General features: G+C 46.1%; 13 protein-coding genes and 1 pseudogene. 2 read left to right on the forward strand and 12 right to left on the reverse strand.

Features of this window, described 5'->3' with window-relative positions; all coding sequences use genetic code 11:
• The 8 genes and pseudogenes from JGK39_RS30240 to JGK39_RS30275 form a co-directional block, all read right to left on the reverse strand.
• Window positions 1-246 (reverse strand): annotated as a pseudogene (locus JGK39_RS30240) (hypothetical protein); the annotation flags it as partial.
• 111 nt (window positions 247-357) lie between these two features.
• Window positions 358-1,182: a peptidoglycan-binding protein gene (locus JGK39_RS30245; protein ID WP_293258574.1), complete on the reverse strand. Its 825-nt coding sequence runs from the start codon at window positions 1,180-1,182 to the stop codon at window positions 358-360.
• Window positions 1,183-1,331: 149 nt separating this feature from the next.
• Window positions 1,332-1,877 carry a hypothetical protein gene (locus JGK39_RS30250; RefSeq protein ID WP_293258572.1) on the reverse strand — a complete coding sequence of 182 codons (546 nt, stop codon included), beginning with the start codon at window positions 1,875-1,877 and terminating at the stop codon, window positions 1,332-1,334.
• Window positions 1,874-2,368, reverse strand: coding sequence for a DUF4365 domain-containing protein (locus tag JGK39_RS30255; protein WP_293258570.1), 495 nt, complete (start codon window positions 2,366-2,368; stop codon window positions 1,874-1,876). Before JGK39_RS30255 ends, JGK39_RS30250 begins: the two co-directional genes overlap by 4 nt.
• 268 nt (window positions 2,369-2,636) lie before the next feature.
• Window positions 2,637-3,581: a GDP-L-fucose synthase gene (locus JGK39_RS30260; RefSeq protein ID WP_293258568.1), complete on the reverse strand. Its 945-nt coding sequence runs from the start codon at window positions 3,579-3,581 to the stop codon at window positions 2,637-2,639.
• Window positions 3,582-3,967: 386 nt separating this feature from the next.
• Entirely contained in the window at window positions 3,968-4,999 is a 1,032-nt protein-coding gene (gene gmd / locus JGK39_RS30265) for a GDP-mannose 4,6-dehydratase (protein ID WP_293258566.1), read from the reverse strand.
• A gap of 236 nt (window positions 5,000-5,235) precedes the next feature.
• Window positions 5,236-5,967: a sugar transferase gene (locus JGK39_RS30270; RefSeq protein ID WP_293258564.1), complete on the reverse strand. Its 732-nt coding sequence runs from the start codon at window positions 5,965-5,967 to the stop codon at window positions 5,236-5,238.
• A 459-nt stretch (window positions 5,968-6,426) separates the two neighbouring features.
• The gene (locus JGK39_RS30275; protein ID WP_293258620.1) at window positions 6,427-7,593 is read right to left on the reverse strand and encodes a glycosyltransferase; all 1,167 of its coding nucleotides are present in this window, start codon (window positions 7,591-7,593) and stop codon (window positions 6,427-6,429) included.
• Between the two features lie 299 nt (window positions 7,594-7,892).
• Between JGK39_RS30275 and JGK39_RS33775 the strand changes: the two genes are divergently transcribed.
• Together JGK39_RS33775 and JGK39_RS33780 are read left to right on the forward strand one after the other, a co-directional pair.
• Window positions 7,893-9,008 carry an iron uptake porin gene (locus JGK39_RS33775; RefSeq protein ID WP_366516020.1) on the forward strand — a complete coding sequence of 372 codons (1,116 nt, stop codon included), beginning with the start codon at window positions 7,893-7,895 and terminating at the stop codon, window positions 9,006-9,008.
• Window positions 8,998-9,921, forward strand: a complete 924-nt coding sequence (locus JGK39_RS33780; RefSeq protein ID WP_366516022.1) for an iron uptake porin — start codon at window positions 8,998-9,000, stop codon at window positions 9,919-9,921. The genes JGK39_RS33775 and JGK39_RS33780 overlap by 11 nt, the downstream gene beginning before the upstream one ends.
• A 928-nt stretch (window positions 9,922-10,849) precedes the next feature.
• Here the strand turns inward: JGK39_RS33780 and JGK39_RS30285 are convergent.
• The 4 genes from JGK39_RS30285 to JGK39_RS30300 form a co-directional block, all read right to left on the reverse strand.
• Window positions 10,850-11,263, reverse strand: coding sequence for a response regulator (locus JGK39_RS30285; RefSeq protein ID WP_293308411.1), 414 nt, complete (start codon window positions 11,261-11,263; stop codon window positions 10,850-10,852).
• Between the two features lie 166 nt (window positions 11,264-11,429).
• Entirely contained in the window at window positions 11,430-11,816 is a 387-nt protein-coding gene (locus JGK39_RS30290) for a response regulator (RefSeq protein ID WP_293258558.1), read from the reverse strand.
• 170 nt (window positions 11,817-11,986) lie between these two features.
• Entirely contained in the window at window positions 11,987-16,174 is a 4,188-nt protein-coding gene (locus tag JGK39_RS30295; RefSeq protein ID WP_293258556.1) for a PAS domain S-box protein, read from the reverse strand.
• A 107-nt stretch (window positions 16,175-16,281) separates the two neighbouring features.
• A complete protein-coding gene (locus tag JGK39_RS30300) occupies window positions 16,282-18,195 on the reverse strand; it encodes a response regulator (protein WP_293258554.1) in 1,914 nt (637 codons plus the stop codon).
• Window positions 18,196-19,045 lie beyond the last annotated feature (850 nt).

Here is a 19,045-nt window from a genome sequence, read left to right on the forward strand (position 1 = left end):
GCTAACACTGCATAATTTCAGCCCAAAAGCGTTTGGCTTCCAAGTTTTCACAACTGATAAAAAAATCCGACCCACATCTGCGGAATGTGGGTTATAATTCGCCGATGGCTCGTAAATACCACACTTACTATTTTTGCCACCCACTAACATCAGAATCCGAGGCGGGAAAACAATCGGATCAACCCACAACTCGATAAATTCCCAATCATTGACTTGTTCGACGAGGTTTTTTGCGGGGGATGACATGGTAATTGTCGGTACTTTACGATGATTTTATTCGAGCTATTTGTATTCTATCAAAACCTTTGAAACACCTCGCTGTCAACTGTCAACTGTCAACTGTCAACTGTCAACTATTTAATCACTTGCCTCGATTAAATCTGCTTCCGCATCCCGCCGTCTCCCTATACCTTTTTCAATGCTCGTACCCACCCAAATCCGTTTCATTTCCCGGATTTGTTCAGCAATTCCCTTGATATCTTTTTTCGGCACTAAATCCCGGATTGCACGCATTTCCCGGCGGCGGTTTCCCTCCATACTCGGGCCGCGATTGAACACCAAACTTACCAATCCTCCTTGCACATCTGCCGGCAATTCTTCTAAACCTGGAAATGCCGCTTTTGTCTGATTGTAAAATTTCGGCACTGTGACAACATTAAAAACTTCCCATGCTAATTCCCAAGCAACAATAATGTCTCGAACACTATCTAAAAAGTTGTTCGCAGCTTCTCCTGTTAACTCGCAGCAGTCACTCAAACGTTTGCGCTCAATATCTCCTAATTTCTGCCAATCTTGGTTGAAAACTTCTACTGTGTTGTAACCTAGATCGTAACCGATGCCGATCGTAATTCCCGATGCTCCTTCCGGCCAAGTTGGACGCTGCAACAGCCTTTCGTAGTATTTCCGCCCGCCGCCGACCTCGAATTCTAAGATTAGCTCGATCGCCCTGTATGATAAAAGTGACGAGCCCAAAGGTTCCCCGGGGAACAACGCAGCTAGCGTTTCCTTGCCCGCTATGCCGTTTGCCAAAAATTTTTGATTGGTTTGAAACTGTTTGAGGGATGCTTCTGTTTTCGGCCCAAACTTACCGTCAGCAGGGCCTGGATTCAACCCTAACTCCAGCAAGCGTTTTTGAAGTTTCACAACATCGGCACCCGATGCACCTAATTTTAGAGTTTGCACAACCTGTTTTCCTGTAATGCGATCGGCACAATAATTTTTGCTTGATATTGTACCACAACCAGGATTTCCCAAACTATTTGATTAATTCTGCCTTAGTAGGGTGCGCACTGCGCACCAAACCGCTGGTACCACAACCAGGATTTCCCAAACTATTGGATTAATTCTGCCTCAGTCAGCAAGGCAAAATCGCGCGGATTGTTTAGCACAAAACCGTCATTTTCTTTAATTAAATCGCCAAAACACGTTACGGGCGATCGCGCTTCATAAGCCTTGAGGGCCAACTGATAATCTGCTTCCGGCAATTCCAGATTAATTTTTCTCAGCTTCCCCACCACAAATCCCATTAATGTAATTTTGCAGGTTGCCGATTCTGCCCCATACACTTTATTAACCCATCCTGAGATTGCAACATTAGGTAAAACCGTGATTAAATCGCTGATAATATCTAATTGAGAACGATTTTCTATCACTTCTAGCGTCTTAATGGCTTCATAAATAAGCTGAGGGGCATCAAATTCTTGTCTCAAAGGCTGCTTGATTTCAAAAAGCTCACCAGCATCATTCTTTTTGCGCCAAATCCAAGTATTTTCATATACCAAAGCAACTTTTTGCCAACCTTTTGCTTCTAAGTGTGCCGCCAACACATTGGGATCTATAGTTTGGAAAATTTCCTTGTCTTTTACAATTACTTTCACGGTAAACCTCCTTGGCTAAGACGCTGCATAATAGACTTAAGAGCCTCTACTGTGAACTGATTGGATCGGGGTAACTCAACTGTTACATTTGCTGTATTGATTCTTTCTGGCTGTCCCCGCAGCGACACCCAATAGGCACAATACCTCATGCACATTTCGTCTTCAGACTGCTGCAACCAGTTTTCTAAATTTTCCGGCACGAAAACTACCACTAACAGGCGCGGCACCTGGGCATTGATTATCAAATCGCTATAGTTTTTTATCCTCAGCGGATATCTGATGAACGGCCCGTCGAGTAGATCCCTTGAGGTACATTTTAACTGTAAGTTAAGCTCGGGGGAAAAAACTACTCCCCCACCGCCTCTTGCCACAATCTTTAAATCCACGCTGTCGTCATCTACCTCTGGCTGACTGACAGAAAAACCCCCTACTGCTGCAACAGCGCGGATATAAGCTTTGCTAAAAAGTTCTTTCTGCTGGTTCAGTTCCATTCTACAATAAACCTCTGGCAAAAACAATTTATTTTACAATAAACCTGTTGCAAAAATTATTTTTCAGGAGAACAAGTTGCGAGAGTCGATCGACCGACAATTTGGTAGAATTTCTTAGTTCGCATCCGCTCGATTACCACAATAAAAACGGTTTGTAGTGCGGACTTCAGTCCGCAAAATGCTGCGGACTGAAGTCCGCACTACAAACGAATATTCGCAAAAAAACCCGGTTTCTTCAAGAAACCGGGTTTTTCACGCTGCCAACTGTTTAAGCTGCGTGTTTTCTATACCAATCGATCGTATTTTTCAAGCCTTCCTTAAACTCCACCTCAGCCACAAAACCAAACCTTTCCTTAGCCCTTTGCGTATCCAAACAGCGGCGCGGCTGACCGTTCGGCTTGTCTGTTTCCCAAACAATTTCTCCCTCAAATCCCATCAATTCGCAAATCGTTTCCACCAAATCGCGAATTTTAACTTCGCTATTGGTTCCCAAATTAACTGGGTCTGATTCATTGTAAGATTGAGCAGCCATCACAATTCCCCGCGCCGCATCTGTGGAATACAAAAACTCGCGGCTGGGACTGCCATCTCCCCAAACTGGTAATGTTTTGTCTCCTCTTTCTTGGGCTTCGTAGACTTTGCGAATTAATGCGGGGATGACGTGGGAACTTTTCGGGTCAAAGTTGTCTTCCGGGCCGTACAAATTGACTGGTAGCAAGTAGATACCGTTGAATCCGTACTGCTGGCGGTAGGATTGCAGTTGCACTAATAAGGCTTTTTTGGCGATTCCGTAGGGTGCGTTTGTTACTTCTGGATAGCCGTTCCAGATGTCGTCTTCTTTGAAGGGAACTGGGGTTAAGTTGGGATAGGCGCAAATTGTGCCGACGCAGACGAATTTTTCGACTCCGGCTTCGTAGGCTGCGTGGATTAGTTGCGCGCCCATCATCAAATTGTCGTAAAATAGTTCTGCTGGTTTAATTAGGTTTAAACCGATGCCGCCGACGTGGGCTGCGAGGTGTATGATGATGTCTTGTTGGTCGGCGGCGCGCTTGCAGTTTTCCATGAGGCGGAGGTCGCAGTCGCGCGATCGACTAACTGAAATTTTATCAGCATCGGCCCCTGCTTTGACTAATTGGTCGATTACCTGACGGCCGAGGAAGCCGGCGCCGCCCGTGACTAGAATGCGCTTGCTACTTAAATCCAAGTTTGTCATAATTTTATCCTCGGGATTTTCAATAAGGGTCGATCGACAATTTCCACTCTAAAATTGTTGGCTTTAGCCAAAAAAAAGCTTTCAGGCAGAGGACACGCTTGCCCACAAATCTGTTTTAGCGACAGCAGATAGGGAGAATGCGATTTGCGGACACCCGAAAGTTAGATTTATCGGCTGCGAGTTCTCAAGGATCATTTTAATATTTTTGTTAGCCCGCACAGCGCAAAATTTGGCGAGCAATTAAGCTGGTTCTTTGAATGACCGCGCCAATAGCTGCAACCATTTTCTCATCAGTTGTGAACTGCGTGTAGGGGCAATCCCCCGGTGCGCGAATGGGGGCAGACACGGGGCACTGCCCCTACAAATCGACTCACTGCTCAGGCGCCTCAATCAAATCCGTTACCCGAACCTCGTTCCTGCTGTTCGAGAGCTTTCGTGTCAGCATCTACCATTAAATGTACTAACTCCTGAAAAGTTACAGAAGGTTCCCAATTTAATTGCTGGCGCGCCTTAGTCGAATCGCCAATCAATAGTTCCACTTCTGCAGGACGCAAGTAGCGTTCGTCAAACTCGACATATTTTTGCCAATCTAAATTGACGTAAGTAAAGGCCAAATCGAGAAATTCTTTAATGGAATGGGTTTCGTTGGTAGCAATGACGTAATCGTCAGGCTTCTCTTGTTGCAGCATCAGCCACATCGCCCGCACGTAGTCTTTAGCAAAGCCCCAGTCCCGCTTAGAATCGAGGTTGCCCAAATAAAGTTTTTTCTGTTTGCCGGCGACAATTCTGGCAACAGCGCGAGTAATTTTGCGAGTTACAAAAGTTTCGCCCCGGCGCGGAGACTCGTGATTGAACAAGATGCCGTTGCAGGCAAAAAGTCCGTAGGATTCGCGATAATTTACTGTTTGCCAGTGACCGTAAACTTTGGCGCAAGCGTAAGGACTTCTGGGATAAAAAGGGGTTGTTTCCTTCTGCGGAACTTCCTGCACCAAACCAAACATTTCCGAAGAACCTGCTTGATAAAACCGCACTTCTATGCCTGTGCGATTCTGGTAGTCCCGAATTGCTTCTAGCAGCCGCAACACCCCCATCCCTACGGCATCAACCGTATATTCCGGTGAGTCGAAACTAACTCGAACGTGAGATTGAGCGCCTAAGTTATAAACTTCTACAGGCTGAACTTGTTCCAATATTCGGCGGAGAGTAGTGCCGTCGGTCAAGTCGCCGTAGTGCAGAAATAACTGTGCGCCCTCGCTGTGAGGATCGACATAGATGTGGTCAATGCGATCGGTGTTGAAACTAGAACTGCGCCGGATAATCCCGTGAACTTCGTATCCTTTCTCTAACAGTAATTCGCTCAAGTACGAGCCGTCTTGACCTGTAATACCTGTTATTAGCGCTCGCTTGCGTTGCGTCATCTGATTTTCCTTTGACAGGCTGTGTTAATTCACTTCGGACTTTCAGGGTAGAGGCTGTTGTTGCCTGCCCGTCGTATGCTCAAGCTCTACCTTAACTCACAATAACTCACAATTCTTCGATCGGCATCAAGGAAGTGTTTTGTTTGAGTAAAGAGTTTGCCGCTTGCTGTCAGTAGTCAGCATCAGTGGTCAGTAACAAACAAAACTAACTACCGATGGCTGACTGCGGACAAAAATTAATATGCGCCGTTATTTTTGGGGAAAATCACAACTCCAATTGTTTTGAAAACAATCCACATATCCATCCAAAGGTTTTTGTCATTGGCGTAATACAGGTCAATTTGGACTCTTCGGGGATACGGAATGTCGTTGCGACCGGACACTTGCCACAAGCCTGTAATTCCAGGTCTAATGGTGAGAATTTTGTTGATGTGACGGCCGTATCTCGGCAGTTCTTCTTCAACTAAAGGTCTCGGTCCGACGACGCTCATATCTCCTTTTAATACATTCCAAAACTGGGGGAACTCGTCTAAACTGGTCATTCGTAAAAATCTTCCAATCCAGGTAATTCGAGGGTCTTGTTTCAGTTTGAAATTGTCCTCAAACTCTTGACGCAAATGCGGAGATTTTTCCATGATTTCCAGCAATATGTCGTCCGCATTTTCCACCATCGTTCTGAATTTAAGGCAATAAAACATTTTACGGTTTTTGCCTACTCGTTCCTGTACGTAAAATATAGGCCCGGACGAGCTTAAGGCGATTGAGAGAGCCAAAAGCAGGTAAACCGGAGCAAACAGGATCAGAACCGATAAGGAAAAGAGGATGTCAAATAACCGCTTGAAAAATTCTCCGTCGAGTCTCTGTAGAGAACGACTGATGCGTCTATCTCCTTGCAGGACAGGCGCAAAACCGCGTCTTGCGATCGCTCGAATTACCTTGCCGGAGATTAGTTGGCTGTCGGCAGTCATCTTACTCCTTCACTTCACACCACACACAGTCATGATCATAAAGCCTCAAGACGCTTTGTTCTCTGAATTATGTTTCCAATACTCAATTTTCTGCCTTCGCAAGAAGGAAGAAGCAAGAAAAAATCAGCAACAACGAAGCCTGCAAAATCGACAAGGTACTTATGTAGAGAGGCTTTCAGGGCTTTTGAATACCTTCGGGATCGGGAATCAGGATGTCGGAATAATGGACAAAGCACTTATGCAGAGAGGTTTTCAGGGCTTCTCAAGGCATTGGGAATCAGGCTTTTGAATCAGGAATCCGAATGTCGCAAGAATGGACAAGGCACTTATACAGACAGGCTTTGAGCGCTTCTGAAGCCATTCTCAAGAATAAATATTTTGCCTCCCCCCCTCTCCCCCTCTCCCCCTCCCCCCCCTCTTCCCCTCCCCCCCTCTCCCCCTCTCGCCTTCTGGCCTCTCTCACCTCCCAGACTTGGTAAAGTTGACTGATTGAAATTCCTGATAGCACTGTTCCACAAAAGCTAGATAGCGCTGCTCAAAGACTTGGGGGGCAAAGTTTTCGGCGTGCAACCTGCTGGTTTCTGGCGCAAATTTGCCTTGCAACTGCTCAAATTCTGCGACGGCTTCGACTATTGCTGCTGCGGTTTGGGAGGGGAAAAATAAACCTGTCCCAGTCTCTGGGTGTTGGCGAATGTCGAGCACTGTCTCCAAAGCGCCGCCTGCGGCATAGGCAATTACTGGTGTCCCGCAAGCTTGAGCTTCTACTAAAGCGATGCCAAAATCTTCGCAAGCTGCATAGACAAAGGCTTTTGCTTCTGCCATGTATTTTTCGACTACCTCTGCTGGCTGCCAGCCGAGCAGTTGCACGTTGGGTTTGGCTATTTGCCGGATCGTGTCTAATTCTGGCCCGGTGCCGATGACAATGAGAGTGTGCCCGAGTTGATTGAATGCTTGGACGATCGCGCTTACGTTTTTGTAGCTTACCAATCGGCAAACTGTCACGTAAAAGTCTTGTTTTTGCCGCATCAAGGAAAATCTCTCGATATTTACCGGGGGATAAATCACCTCGGCGCGCCGTCGGTAGCACCGCCAAATTCGGCGCGCGGTGTGTTGGGAGTTGGCGATGAAATAATCGACGCGGTTGGCGGAAATTACATCCCACTGCCGCAATCGGTGCAACAAATATCGCGTCAGCAAGCCCGGGATTCCCCCTCCGGCTTTGCTGCTGCGTAAATAGTCAAAAGTTAAGTCCCAAGCGTAGCGCATGGGCGTGTGGCAGTAGCAGACGTGCATTTGCCCTGGACTGCTGAGGATGCCTTTGGCGACGGCGTGGGAGGATGAGAGGATGATGTCGTATTCTCGCAGATCTAGTTGTTCGATCGCGATCGGCAGAAATGGCAAATATTTTTGCACGCCGCTGCGGGCTGCGGGAAAGCGCTGCAAGAATGTGGTGCCAATCTGTCGCCCGAAAAGATAGCTTTCGGGATTGGCCGATTCAAAGTCGATGAGGGCATAGACATCTGCCTCGTCTACGTGTTTGAGAATTTCCTGCACTACGAGTTCCGAACCGCCGGTAGCTAAAGGCGTCAACCATTCGTGAACTAGGGCGTATTTGAGTTTTTTCACTTGTATGTAGTCGATCGAACGATTTATTAGCGCCAATTCTGTCAATATTAGTCTTACCGAGGGAGCACTTACGCGCGATCGAGTCATCAACCGTGTTTCTACCTAAGTATTTAGCTCAAACCCAGGATTTTGGAAATAAACGGGGTTTTTGTGAAATCAGGGACAGCAAAACCGCAGATTTTGACAACAATTGCCCCGATTGTTGACAAAAAATACTATTAGGCGGAATACTGTAGGTGATTTGCGATCGGCTCAGTTTTCGGAAAAGGCGATCGAACTAACGTGGTGTGAGGAAAAAAATGTCCAAATTTTTGTGGAAAGGACTCTTAGTCAGTCCCGCTGTACTAGCAGCAAGTTTAGTCGTATCTTCGACAGCCCTAGCAGCAGAGCAACCTGTAGAAATTGCCACTGCTCGAGCCAATCAATTGCAATTACCAAGTGCTGCCACCGAGGTCGCAAAGCCTGAGACGGATGCACTGACCGCCGAACCAGCGTCAGTAGCCAGCAACTTGACTGTTGACACTATTGATAAAGAAAGTGTTGAAGCGAAAGTAGCCCCAGTTGCCGAACAAGCCGCATCAGCGGAAAACAACGCAGTTGCAGCAGCAGACTTAAGCGAAACCCAACCCGCCGCCGCGCCAGCCAACTCCAGCGCCGAACCACCCGTCGCAGAGCAAATCTCCGCAGTCGCGCCCGCCAACTCCAGCGAAACGCAACCCGCCGCACCGAGTAATTTGGGCGCCGAAAAACCGGCCGGAAAACCCGAGCAGATTTCCCAATCAACTCCTCCAATTGCCCAACCTCAAGCGCAGTCAAATGTTTTAGAACAAATCAACCAATACAGCGCAGAAGGCGACAGCGAAGATGCAGTCGGCCAAGTAACCTCAGTTTCGCAACTTTCCGACGTTCGGCCCACCGATTGGGCATTCCAAGCTTTGCAATCCCTAGTAGAGCGCTACGGGTGCATCGCCGGCTATCCAGACGGCACTTTCCGCGGCAACCGGGCGATGACTCGCTACGAATTTGCCGCCGGTTTAAATGCCTGTTTGGATAAAGTCAACGAACTGATTAAAGGCGGTACCAGGGGTTTAGCCACAAAAGAAGATTTGGCTTCTGTGCAAAGATTGCAAGAAGAATTTGCGGCGGAATTGGCAACTTTGCGCGGCCGCGTCGATGCTTTGGAAGCGCGCACCTCTGAATTAGAAGCAAATCAGTTTTCGACTACAACTAAACTTAACGGCGAAGTAATCTTTGCTTTGACAGGTATCGCCCGGGGAGAAGATGCGGAGGGCCGCGACGCCGATCGAAGCACGGCTTTTGGTAGCAGGGTTCGTCTGAATTTTGACACGAGTTTTTCAGGCCAAGATTTGCTCAGAACTCGACTGCAAGTTTTAAATTTGGGAATTGCGGTTTAATGCGGGGCCTTTCGGCGAGGCTAGCAATACTGTAGCTTTAGATGCGCTGTTTTATCAATTCCCCCTAGGCAAAAGCACTACTGTAATTCTAGAAGCCAATGCCGGCGCTGCTGACGATTTTACCAATACTGTTAACCCTTACTTTGACGGAGACGGCGGCAGCGGTGCTCTTTCTAACTTCGGTACTCGCAACCCAATTTACTATTTGACTGCCGGTACTGGTATCGCTCTGCGGCATCAGTTTGGGGAAAAACTCGAACTGAGTTTGGGATATTTGGCCGGCAATGCTGCGAGCCCGACTCGGGGTAACGGTTTGTTCAACGGTTCTTACGGCGCTTTGGCTCAGTTGACTTTTAAACCGACAAGCACTATGGCTTTAGGTTTAACTTACGTCAATTCCTACAACTTCGTGACCGGTACGGGCAGCAATGCTTCTAACTTCCCGGTGCGTCTCGGTTCCTTCGGGTTCGATACTGAAGACAACCTCAAGACTTCTAGCAATTCCTACGGCGCGCAAGCTTCGTGGAGAGTGCGGCCTGGATTGGCAATTGGCGGTTGGGCTGGTTACACTAACCAGCGCATTTTATCTAACTTGGCTACTCCTACCGGTTCCGTGCAGCGCGGAGACCAAAAAATCTGGAACTGGGCTGTTACTGTGGCTTTTCCCGATTTGTTGAAAGAGGGAAATGTGGCGGGATTTCTGGTAGGTATGGAGCCGCGAGTAACAAGTTCTACTAATCGGACTTTGCCGGAAGATAAGGATACTTCGCTGCACATTGAAGGGTTCTATCAGTTTAAGTTGAGCGATAATATTTCTATCACTCCTGGCGTGATTTGGCTGACTGCTCCTGACCACAATAAGAGTAATTCTGATTTGGTGATTGGGGTGGTGAGAACTACGTTTACTTTCTAGGCTCAGCCTTTTTGGTTTTGAGATTTGAGATTGTCGGTTTTAATCTCAAATCTCAAGCCGCCAATTTCAAACTGGTTGAAAAACTCAGATTCTTTGGCACAAGTGATTTATTGAGAGTTGCTATAGATGGCAATGAACAATATTTGTTAAGATTGTAAACAGGCATTTCTTGCCAACACTCGCGACAAAACCAGTACACCTGATGCTGGCGAAAATGACGGAGCATTGGATTGGAGCAGCAAGGGCAGTCTGTATTCTGGTTAACTCGATCGAGGATTTTATTTGATCTGCCTGCGTCGTCTATCATAAAAACCTCTTTTTTAACTCCGATCTATTTCACTGTTGTTGGAAAGTGCTGTAAGCTGGCTTGAACCACCAACTCCATCACTCTAAAAGTGAAAAGTAAAGATTTTGTAAAAAAGACGAGTTTGTTAAAGAATTGAGTTAATTTTAAATATTTCGCAACAATAGTCAGATTTGTTAAAAAAAATGCAGGTTGAGGGAAGCTTCAAACTCTTATGCAGTAAGTCTTTCCCTATTCTCAACTCTCAAAGGGTATTGTGTTCCACAATCGGCAGAGTGTAATTTCATCTGTGGGGTTTGAGAACGATCGGCAATTTAGATGCAACTGTTAAAGGCAGCTATTATACCATTTCTGTCAAGTATCGATCCAAAATAATTGTTGGGCGAGAGTGAATGTCCGGGTTGTTTGGACTCGGCTCGCGCACAGCAGAGGTGCGTTGCTATGAAATTGTAGATTTTTAGGCGAGGGATTTTTACTGGCAACGCACCCTACGGCTTACAATTTTTATTGTGATTGTGGGATGGGCGGGAGAGCCCGTCTCTAAAGGACGGGCTCTCCCGCCCATCCCACAAATATGTGTAAATTATTTACAGGAGCGAGCCTACGGCTGAGCGATGTGAGATTTTACTCTAAGTCCCAGCCTAAGGCCTGAGCAATCTGAACGGACAGCATAGCTGGATCGAGGGGATTTACAATCACTGCTGCTATTTTATCTTGTGGAAACAAGCTATTTTGTAAATTAACCCATTTCGCTTTGAGAGTTAACAGCACAACCGGAATTCCTTGAGTTGTGGGTAGTGTACTCAGTTGTTTGAGAAAGAGGAATTCATCCATTGTGCCTGTGGAAATATCCAAAACTATGCTATCGGGCTGGTAGAGTATTGCTTGTCGCAAGCCTTCTAGGGTGGAATTGGCAACTCGCACGTTCCAACCTCCTAAATCGGTTAAACAAGCTTTTACTACCTCCTGCATATTTGGTTCTTTGTAAATCAGTAAAATTGTTTTGGTGGTCATAGCAACCACTTCCAAGGTGTTCATTGATTTTGGCGATCGAGATATTGCGTGACTTCATTGAATAACTGAAAAAGCATTCATGTAGTCTCCTCTGATGCTTCTAGCTTTTAGCTGTATCCCGGAAGCCTAGATAACCACGGTAAGGAATTGGTAAAGATTCTACTATCGTTACAATAATTCACAAATAATCTTAAAATTCTTCGTCCCAGCCCAAAATCTCTGCTACTTCTACAGTCAGGCTGGTGGGTTGGATTGGTTTGGCGATGACGCCTGTGACGCCCATTTGGGTAAATTTTGCCCGATCGCTCGGCAGGACTTTTGCTGTCAGCAGAATCACCGGAATCGATCGCGTCTTGGGATCGGATTGAAGGCTCTCGTAGACAGCAATCCCATCCATTCCCGGCATAGATACATCGAGCAAAATGGCTGATGGTTGTTGTGTTTGTACTATTTGCAAACATTCCTCTCCCGATGCTGCTACCAGCGTTTCCCATCCGCCTAGATCTTCTAAGCACGCTTGTACCAATTCTCGGAGGTGTTCTTGATCGTCAACTACTAGAATTAATCTGTCTGTCATGGGATTTTAGATTTGAGATTTTGGATTTTGGATTTTGGATTGAGCCAAAAAATGAGGTAGGACTTACGCACGGGGGGCAGAAACCGGGTTTTTTTACAAAAATCCTTGGCTGTAGTCCACAGATTAGGTAAAAAACCCGGTTTCTTTGTCAGGAGTGCGTCGAGTGAGGGTTATTCGATCGCACGTAAGGGCAGTGTAAAGAAAAATGTGCTGCCTTCACCTAAAATACTTTCTGCCCAGATTTTTCCGCCGTGTCGCTCAATAATACTGCGGCAGATGGGCAATCCTAACCCGGTTCCTCCTTTTTCGCGGGAATCTGAGGCATCGACTTGCTGAAATCGCCCAAAAACGAGTTCTAATTTATCGGCTGGAATGCCCCGCCCGCGATCGCGAACTTGGAACAGCACGCAGTCTGTTTGGTTTTCTGCACTCAGGTAAATGGCGGAACCGACTGGCGAGAATTTAAGAGCATTACTCAGTAAATTTGTCAAGGTTTGGAGGATGGCGTCTGCTGCGGCCCAGACTTCTGCATCGGTGGGGGCAATAATTAATGAGATCTGGTGTTGAGTGGCGATCGCCTGAATGCCATCTACTGCTTGCTGCATCAAATCTGCGGCTTTGCAAAGGGTTTTATCCAGAAATGCCCGCCCGGACTCCAGCCGTTCCAAATCTAAAATATCATTAACCAGGTTCACCAAACGATTGGTATCAAGTAGGGCAATTTCGATCATGCGCCGGGACTTTTCGGGTTTTTTATCGTAAATTCCTGTTTGTAATAGTCCCAATGACATTTGAATTGCTGTCAGCGGAGTGCGGAGTTCGTGGCTGACAATGCCGATGAATTCATCCTTAATTTGCTCGACTTTGTTTCGTTCGGTGATATCTTCGCCAATGCTGATGCTGCCGATGACGGTTCCATCTGAATCTTGCAGCGTTGTATTGTTCCAAGCAATGAATCGTTCCTCACCAAATTTTGTCAAAATGACATTTCGATAATAGGGATAAGCATTGTGAGCCAAGAGTTGCAAGAAATCGGCTTCTGTTGATTGTTGACTGGCGCTAGGCAAAAAGTTTTCAAACCAGTTATTGCCTAAAACTTCTTCCTTAGTATGCCCTGTGAGGCCGACAAAAAATGGATTGACATAGTTGATTTTTCCCGACGCATCGAGTCCAACAACTATCAATTGTACGTTGTCCAAGAGCGATCGCCAGCGCCGTTCGGCTTCTCGGATGACGGCTGTGGCTTGTTGTCGTTCTTGCAATTCGATCTGAAGTTGGGTATAGAGTTGGGATTGCTGAATGGCGATCGCCAATTGGCTGGCAATTTGTTCGGCTAATTCTATTTCCCAAGGTTGCCACTGGCGGGGTTGAGCATTTTGATAAATGGCTAACAAACCCCAAAGATTTTCTCCTGAAAAAATCGGGACGATCGTGTACGATCTGGCTTGAAATTGTTCCAACAATTCGATATGGCAAGGCTGAAGTCCGGCAGTGTAAATATCTGCAATTACAAAAGTTTCATTATTTTGAAAGCGACCCCCTTGAGTTTCTTGCAAGTATGTGTCTTCCCAGATTTTGCAAATACCCGGTTCTACAAGTTTTACCCAACCCGGATCTACTGACTCGACGACAAAATCGCCGTTCCAATCGGGATTAAAACGATAAATTGCAGCGCGATCGACTTGCAATGTTTGCTTGACTTCGGTGACGGCGGTATTCAAAATCGCATTAATATCTAAAGACTGGCGGATTGATTGAGTAACTATCCAGAGCAACTTTTCCTGTCGAGATTTTTGCAGCAATTCTACTTCCGCGTGTTTCCGATATGTAATATCAAATAAAGTCGATCGGCTCATTACAAAATTTCCATCCGCATCTTTTAGAGCGGTAGCATTCAGATTTACCCAACGAATTGAACCATCTTTATTCAATACCTGAAATTCTAAATTATCGACACTTCCTTGTTGTTTTAAACGAGGAAAGTTTTGATAAAAAGTTTGTTGGCTATCGGCTACTAGCAAATCCAAAAAATTCATCTTATGCAGGATGTCATCGCGAGTATAGCCCAGCCAATTCAATTCTGTGTCGTTAATCCGAATTATTCGGCCCTCAGCATCTAGAGAGTGATAGCCGCAGGGAGCGTTATTGTAGAGGTCTTCTACTTCGCGGATGTATTGTTGCAAGACTAATTCAGCTTTTTTTGCTTGGGTAATATCGTTGTTGATTTCTAAAATTTTAACTGGTTTACCAGCATCATCTTTTTGCAAAACCCAACGGCTAGATACAGCAATCGATCGCCCGTCCTGACTGCAATGAATTAGTTCTCCTTCCCAATAACCAGTTGCCAATAGTTGTGCTTGAATTTCTGCCAATGGCTGAGGAAATTGAGTTTTTAACAAAATGTGAGCTTCTTGTCCCAAGGCCTCGGCTTTTGTCCAGCCATACATCAACTCGGCTCCCTGATTCCAAAAGCTGATGACCGAGTTTAAGTCCCAGGTGATAATACTGTCGTGGGCGAGATCTAGCAGTTGTGCTTGTTCTTTGAGCTGTTGATAGGCCTGTTCTTTTTCGAGTAAGGTAACTAACAGGCGATCGTTGACTTCGGTGAGTTCGGCTGTTCTTTCTGTTACCCGTTTTTCGAGTTCGGCATTGATTTGTTGGAGGGCAATTTCTGCTTGTTTGCGATCGGTAATATCTTCAGTGAAGAGAATGATGCCACCAACATCGCCATTGCTGCGATACCAGGGGTGAATTTCCCACCGCAACCATTGCTGCGAGCCATCTGAGTGCACAAACCGATCTTCATCGGATTTTTCAATGAAACCTGCTAAACCGCGCTGGTGGCATTGCTTCCACTCCTCTGGAATATTGGGAAAAACCTCGTAGTGCGATCGCCCAATTATCGATTCTAGGTCATTGAGCCGATATTCATCAACCCATCGCTGGCTGGCGGCTAGGTAGCACATGGAGCGATCGAACATCACTATACTGGCGGGAGCATATTTGATGAACAATTGCAGTTTTTGTTCGTTCTCCTGCAAAGCTATTTCTGCCTCTTGGCGCTCTTGCAATTCGGTTTGTAGCTGTTCCAATAAATCAGCTTGTTGGATGGCAATACTAGCTTGTGCAGACAACTGTCGCAGCAATTCTATTTCTGAAGTTTGCCATTCTCGCGGCGCGGCGCAGTGATGAAGAACCAGCAAACCCCAAAGATTTTCTCCTTGGAGAATCGGCACAACTAGATTTGCCCTCACTTGGAAACTTGCCAGCATGGACAGGTGACAGGGGGCGATTTCGGCAGTGTAAATATCGGATTTTGCAGTGATTAGACCTTGCTGAAAGGGTTCGATATACTCTTGGCCAATACAAGGATCGTAGGTATGGTTGGATGAGATAGCCCTCCAGGCTGGATCGACTGATTCTACTAGAACTGTGCCGCTGTAGTTTGAATCGATTTTGAAGATAAGGGCGCGATCGCATTGGAGAAATCCGCGCACTTCTTCGACAGTAGTTTGGAGTATGTCTTGTAAATTCAGCGATTGGCGGATGCGCTCTTTCATTTCCACCAGCAGCCGTTGTTGCTCGAATTGATGGTGCAGCAAAGTTTCTGTTTGCTTGCGCCGGTCAATATTCATAAGTGTTCCAGTCATTCGCAGGGCTTTACCCGTTTGGTCGTAAAAGCCGTCTCCCCGTCCTTCCACCCAGTGAATGCTGCCATCTGGCCAAATTACACGATATTCATGCTGGTAGATACTTTGTGTTTGCAAGGCTTGTTGTATTGCCTCTTTTAAGCTTGGGCGATCGTCTGGATGGACACAAGCATCAAAGGTTTCGTATCTGCCATCAAAAGCATCTGGATTTAACCCGAATAACAGGGCGTGTTCGGGCGACCATTTGATTTCTCCTGTTGCTATATTCCAATCCCACATCCCCATCTGCGCTGCGGATAAAGCCCTTCGCAATTGTTCGGCATTTTCTTGAATTAATTGCAGGCTAAGTCGCTCGATTTTATTTTTGCTCTCTACAAGATTGCTAGTTATTAAATTAATTACTAACCCAACGAACATAAAAATGCCTAACCGCAACACATCGAGTCGTAGGTCGATATAAAACTGATAATAGGGAGGAAGAAAGAAGTAATTTATCGCTAAGATTGAAAGAACAATTGCAACGACTCCCGATCGAAAGCCGCCGTACCAAGCGCTGACAACGATCGCAATGTAGAAAAATGCGCCGATTGTTCGAGATAGAAACGGTTCTAGCCAGAGAGAGAGGATCAGGGCGAGATGCGTCGAGCCAATAGCAACTGCGTAGGGCAATACGATTTTCAATTTTCGATTGGCAATGACTGATGGCATAAGGGTTTGTTACAAAAGTGAGATGCTGAGATTTTTATCTCTCTAGACTCTTGTCACAACCACTTTACTCTGTTATTAGGAAACTAGGTTGTTTTTTGGGCGATCGGCTACGGTGCGGTGCGCGATCGATTGCGCTCGATCCGGCTGAGCACCCGCGTCACCAATTCTGGCCCCAACACGGGTTTAGTGATGAAATCATCGGCTCCGGCGGCAAAGGCTTGGGTGAGGGAGTCTGCGTCGGTGCGAGCAGTTACAACTAAGACAGGCAAATCTGCCCGCTGGGTGTCCTGTCGCACTACCTGGCACAACTCCAGCCCGCTCACCTGTGGCATTTCGAGATCGAGTATGACTAAATTGGGGGAAGTTGTCAGCAGCATTTCCCAAAATCCTTGGGGTTCGGTTAAAGTTATTACTTCCAAACCCCAAGGTGTTAGCAGTGCCGATAAGTGAGCTAAAATCGCAGGATCGTCGTCAACAATTAATACTTTGGCTTGCGGGGCTTTAGTTTTGGTTGAGATGCGGGATATGGCTTGAAAAATTTGGTCGGTGGTGGCAGGTTTGTGCAAAAATTGTTTAGCACCTAAGCGAGATGCTGCTAGGCGATCGCCCAAACTGTCGCGCCCTGTAAATACAATTATCGGCAGGTTGGGCGATCGCTCGTTGAGTTCTCGCAGGAGCGTTAATCCATCTTCTTCTGTATCGGGAAAGCTTAAATCTATTAAAATCAAATCGGGCATTGACATAGCCAAGCGCGATCGGGCGGCGGCGACATTCGGGGCAATTTTTATCCTAAATCCCCGAGCTTCGGATTCTGCTTTTAAGCACTCCGTCAAAGCAGCATCATCGTCAACTACTAGCACTCGATGAGATACAACGGTAGGTACTGGTGAAGTTGTTAACGTAACTGCTGCTTTGGCTAATTCCTGCTCTAATTCTGTCACCAATTCCGAAAATCGGGTGGTTTCTTCAGCAGTGAAAGGGCGAAGGATACCAGAGGGGTTGACGGGGCTAATGGAGATTAGTAAATGCTCTGCCGATCGCGCTAATTTCGATCCTTCAGGATAACCAAAGGATGCCATAGAGCCTGCTAATTTATGCGCTTCATTCTTAGCGGATTGGTATAGTTCCATCTCTAATTTTCCGGTCATCAGAGCAGTTTTTGCGCTCGACAACACGGCAATTTGTTGCTGAAAAACTCCCCGAAACCGCTCCAGAACTTTGTCGATTGCCGATCGATCTCCAGCGCGAGATTTGTGTTTGCTAGTGCGATCGATTGCAGAATTGTTTGCAGCTAGGGGTGCAGGTTGGGGGGGCGGTTTGAGTCGATAGCCCATGCCATAGACTGTTTCGATCATTTCTTCGGTCAAGCCGCCTGCTTTGAGTTTTTTTCGGATATCCTTAATATGAGTGTTAATGGCGCGATCTGTTGGTGCATCATCAAATCCCCACAGGCGATCGAGAATGGCGCTGCGGCTGAAGATGCGATCGGGATTTCGCATAAACAATTCCAGCAGGTTGTATTCTTTGGCTGTCAGTGAAATAAGTTGTTCGCCAAAGGATACTCGGCCTGAATCCATGTCTAAACAAAGATGTCCCCAAGTCAATGCAGCGGATGAGTCTTTAGCAAAACTCCCAGGGGAAACTGCTTTAGAGCGCCGCAATAATGTGCGGATTCTTGCCAGCAATACTTCTGTACCGTAAGGCTTGTTGATGTAATCATCGGCTCCGGCGTCGAAAAGAGCTACCACATCGGCATCTGAATCTTTTGCTGTCAGTAGGAGGATCGGGTTGCGGTAGTTTTGCGATCGCAGTTGCCGGCACAGACTAATCCCATCTAGTTTCGGAACCTGCACGTCGAGCAAAATCAGGTCGTACTCAATCAATGTTGCCAAGTCTAAGCCCGCTTGTCCGTCGATCGCGCGATCGAGCGTGTAGTCATTTGTTTCCAACACCTTTGCCAGTGTCGCACTCAGTAATGTATCATCTTCTACTAGCAAAATTCTGATCGGAGACTTCTTCATTGTGGTTGTGGGGTGCAATTCCGATGCCCTCAAGGCTGGTGGTGTAAGGCCTGCGCCTTTCTTCTCATTGAATCATCGGTTATTCACGGTAACGGAGAATTAGTCATGGGCTTAGAGCAATTTTAATTGATTGTATTAAAAAAAAACGCCTTTTTTTTTCGGGTTCAAAGCTTGACTTTGAAAATTTAATGAGGTATTATTTAATAATGGGGATATTGGCAAAATTAAATTTTAAGTCACCACTTCCATTATTTAATAATATACCTCAAAAATCGAGCCAAGTCAAGAGATAATTCTTCTTTTTTAGGGCGATTTTTTTAACAATAAGCGATCGCATTAATTGTAGTTTAGAGTTATTGTATAAATCTTTGATAAATACGAAAACCGCAGATTTAAAGCAGATTAACACTGATTGACGCAGATGAATTTCAAGATAGTCAAGGTATCTGCGTTAATCCGTGTTAAGGGGCCTGACATCTGCGGTTTCGCGATCGATCGAGGATTTATGCAATAATTCCTCTTGTAGTTGTAAGTTTAAACAGAAACGACCAGCTTTAGCAAAAGCTGGTCTGCAAAAATAGTTAAATCCGTTGTGTTTGTTCCCACAGTGTTTTTCTCACAGTGAGGAAACCCAAGTTGCACGTTTCTTTGCAGCGGGTTACAAGAGCAATATCATCTCTCTTCAGCGGTATTTTAGCAAGAAAATTTATTTTTTGCAACAAAACGTTACATTGGAGGCAGATTTTTGTGTTTGTAGTGAGGACTTCAGTCCTCTGTTATTGAATGCGGACTGAAGTCCTCACTACGAACCAGGCTTGTAGTGAGGACTTCAGTCCTCTGTTATTGAATG

This window comes from Microcoleus sp. PH2017_12_PCY_D_A (genome assembly GCF_020738565.1).
In the GTDB taxonomy this organism is placed as follows: Bacteria; Cyanobacteriota; Cyanobacteriia; order Cyanobacteriales; family Microcoleaceae; genus Microcoleus.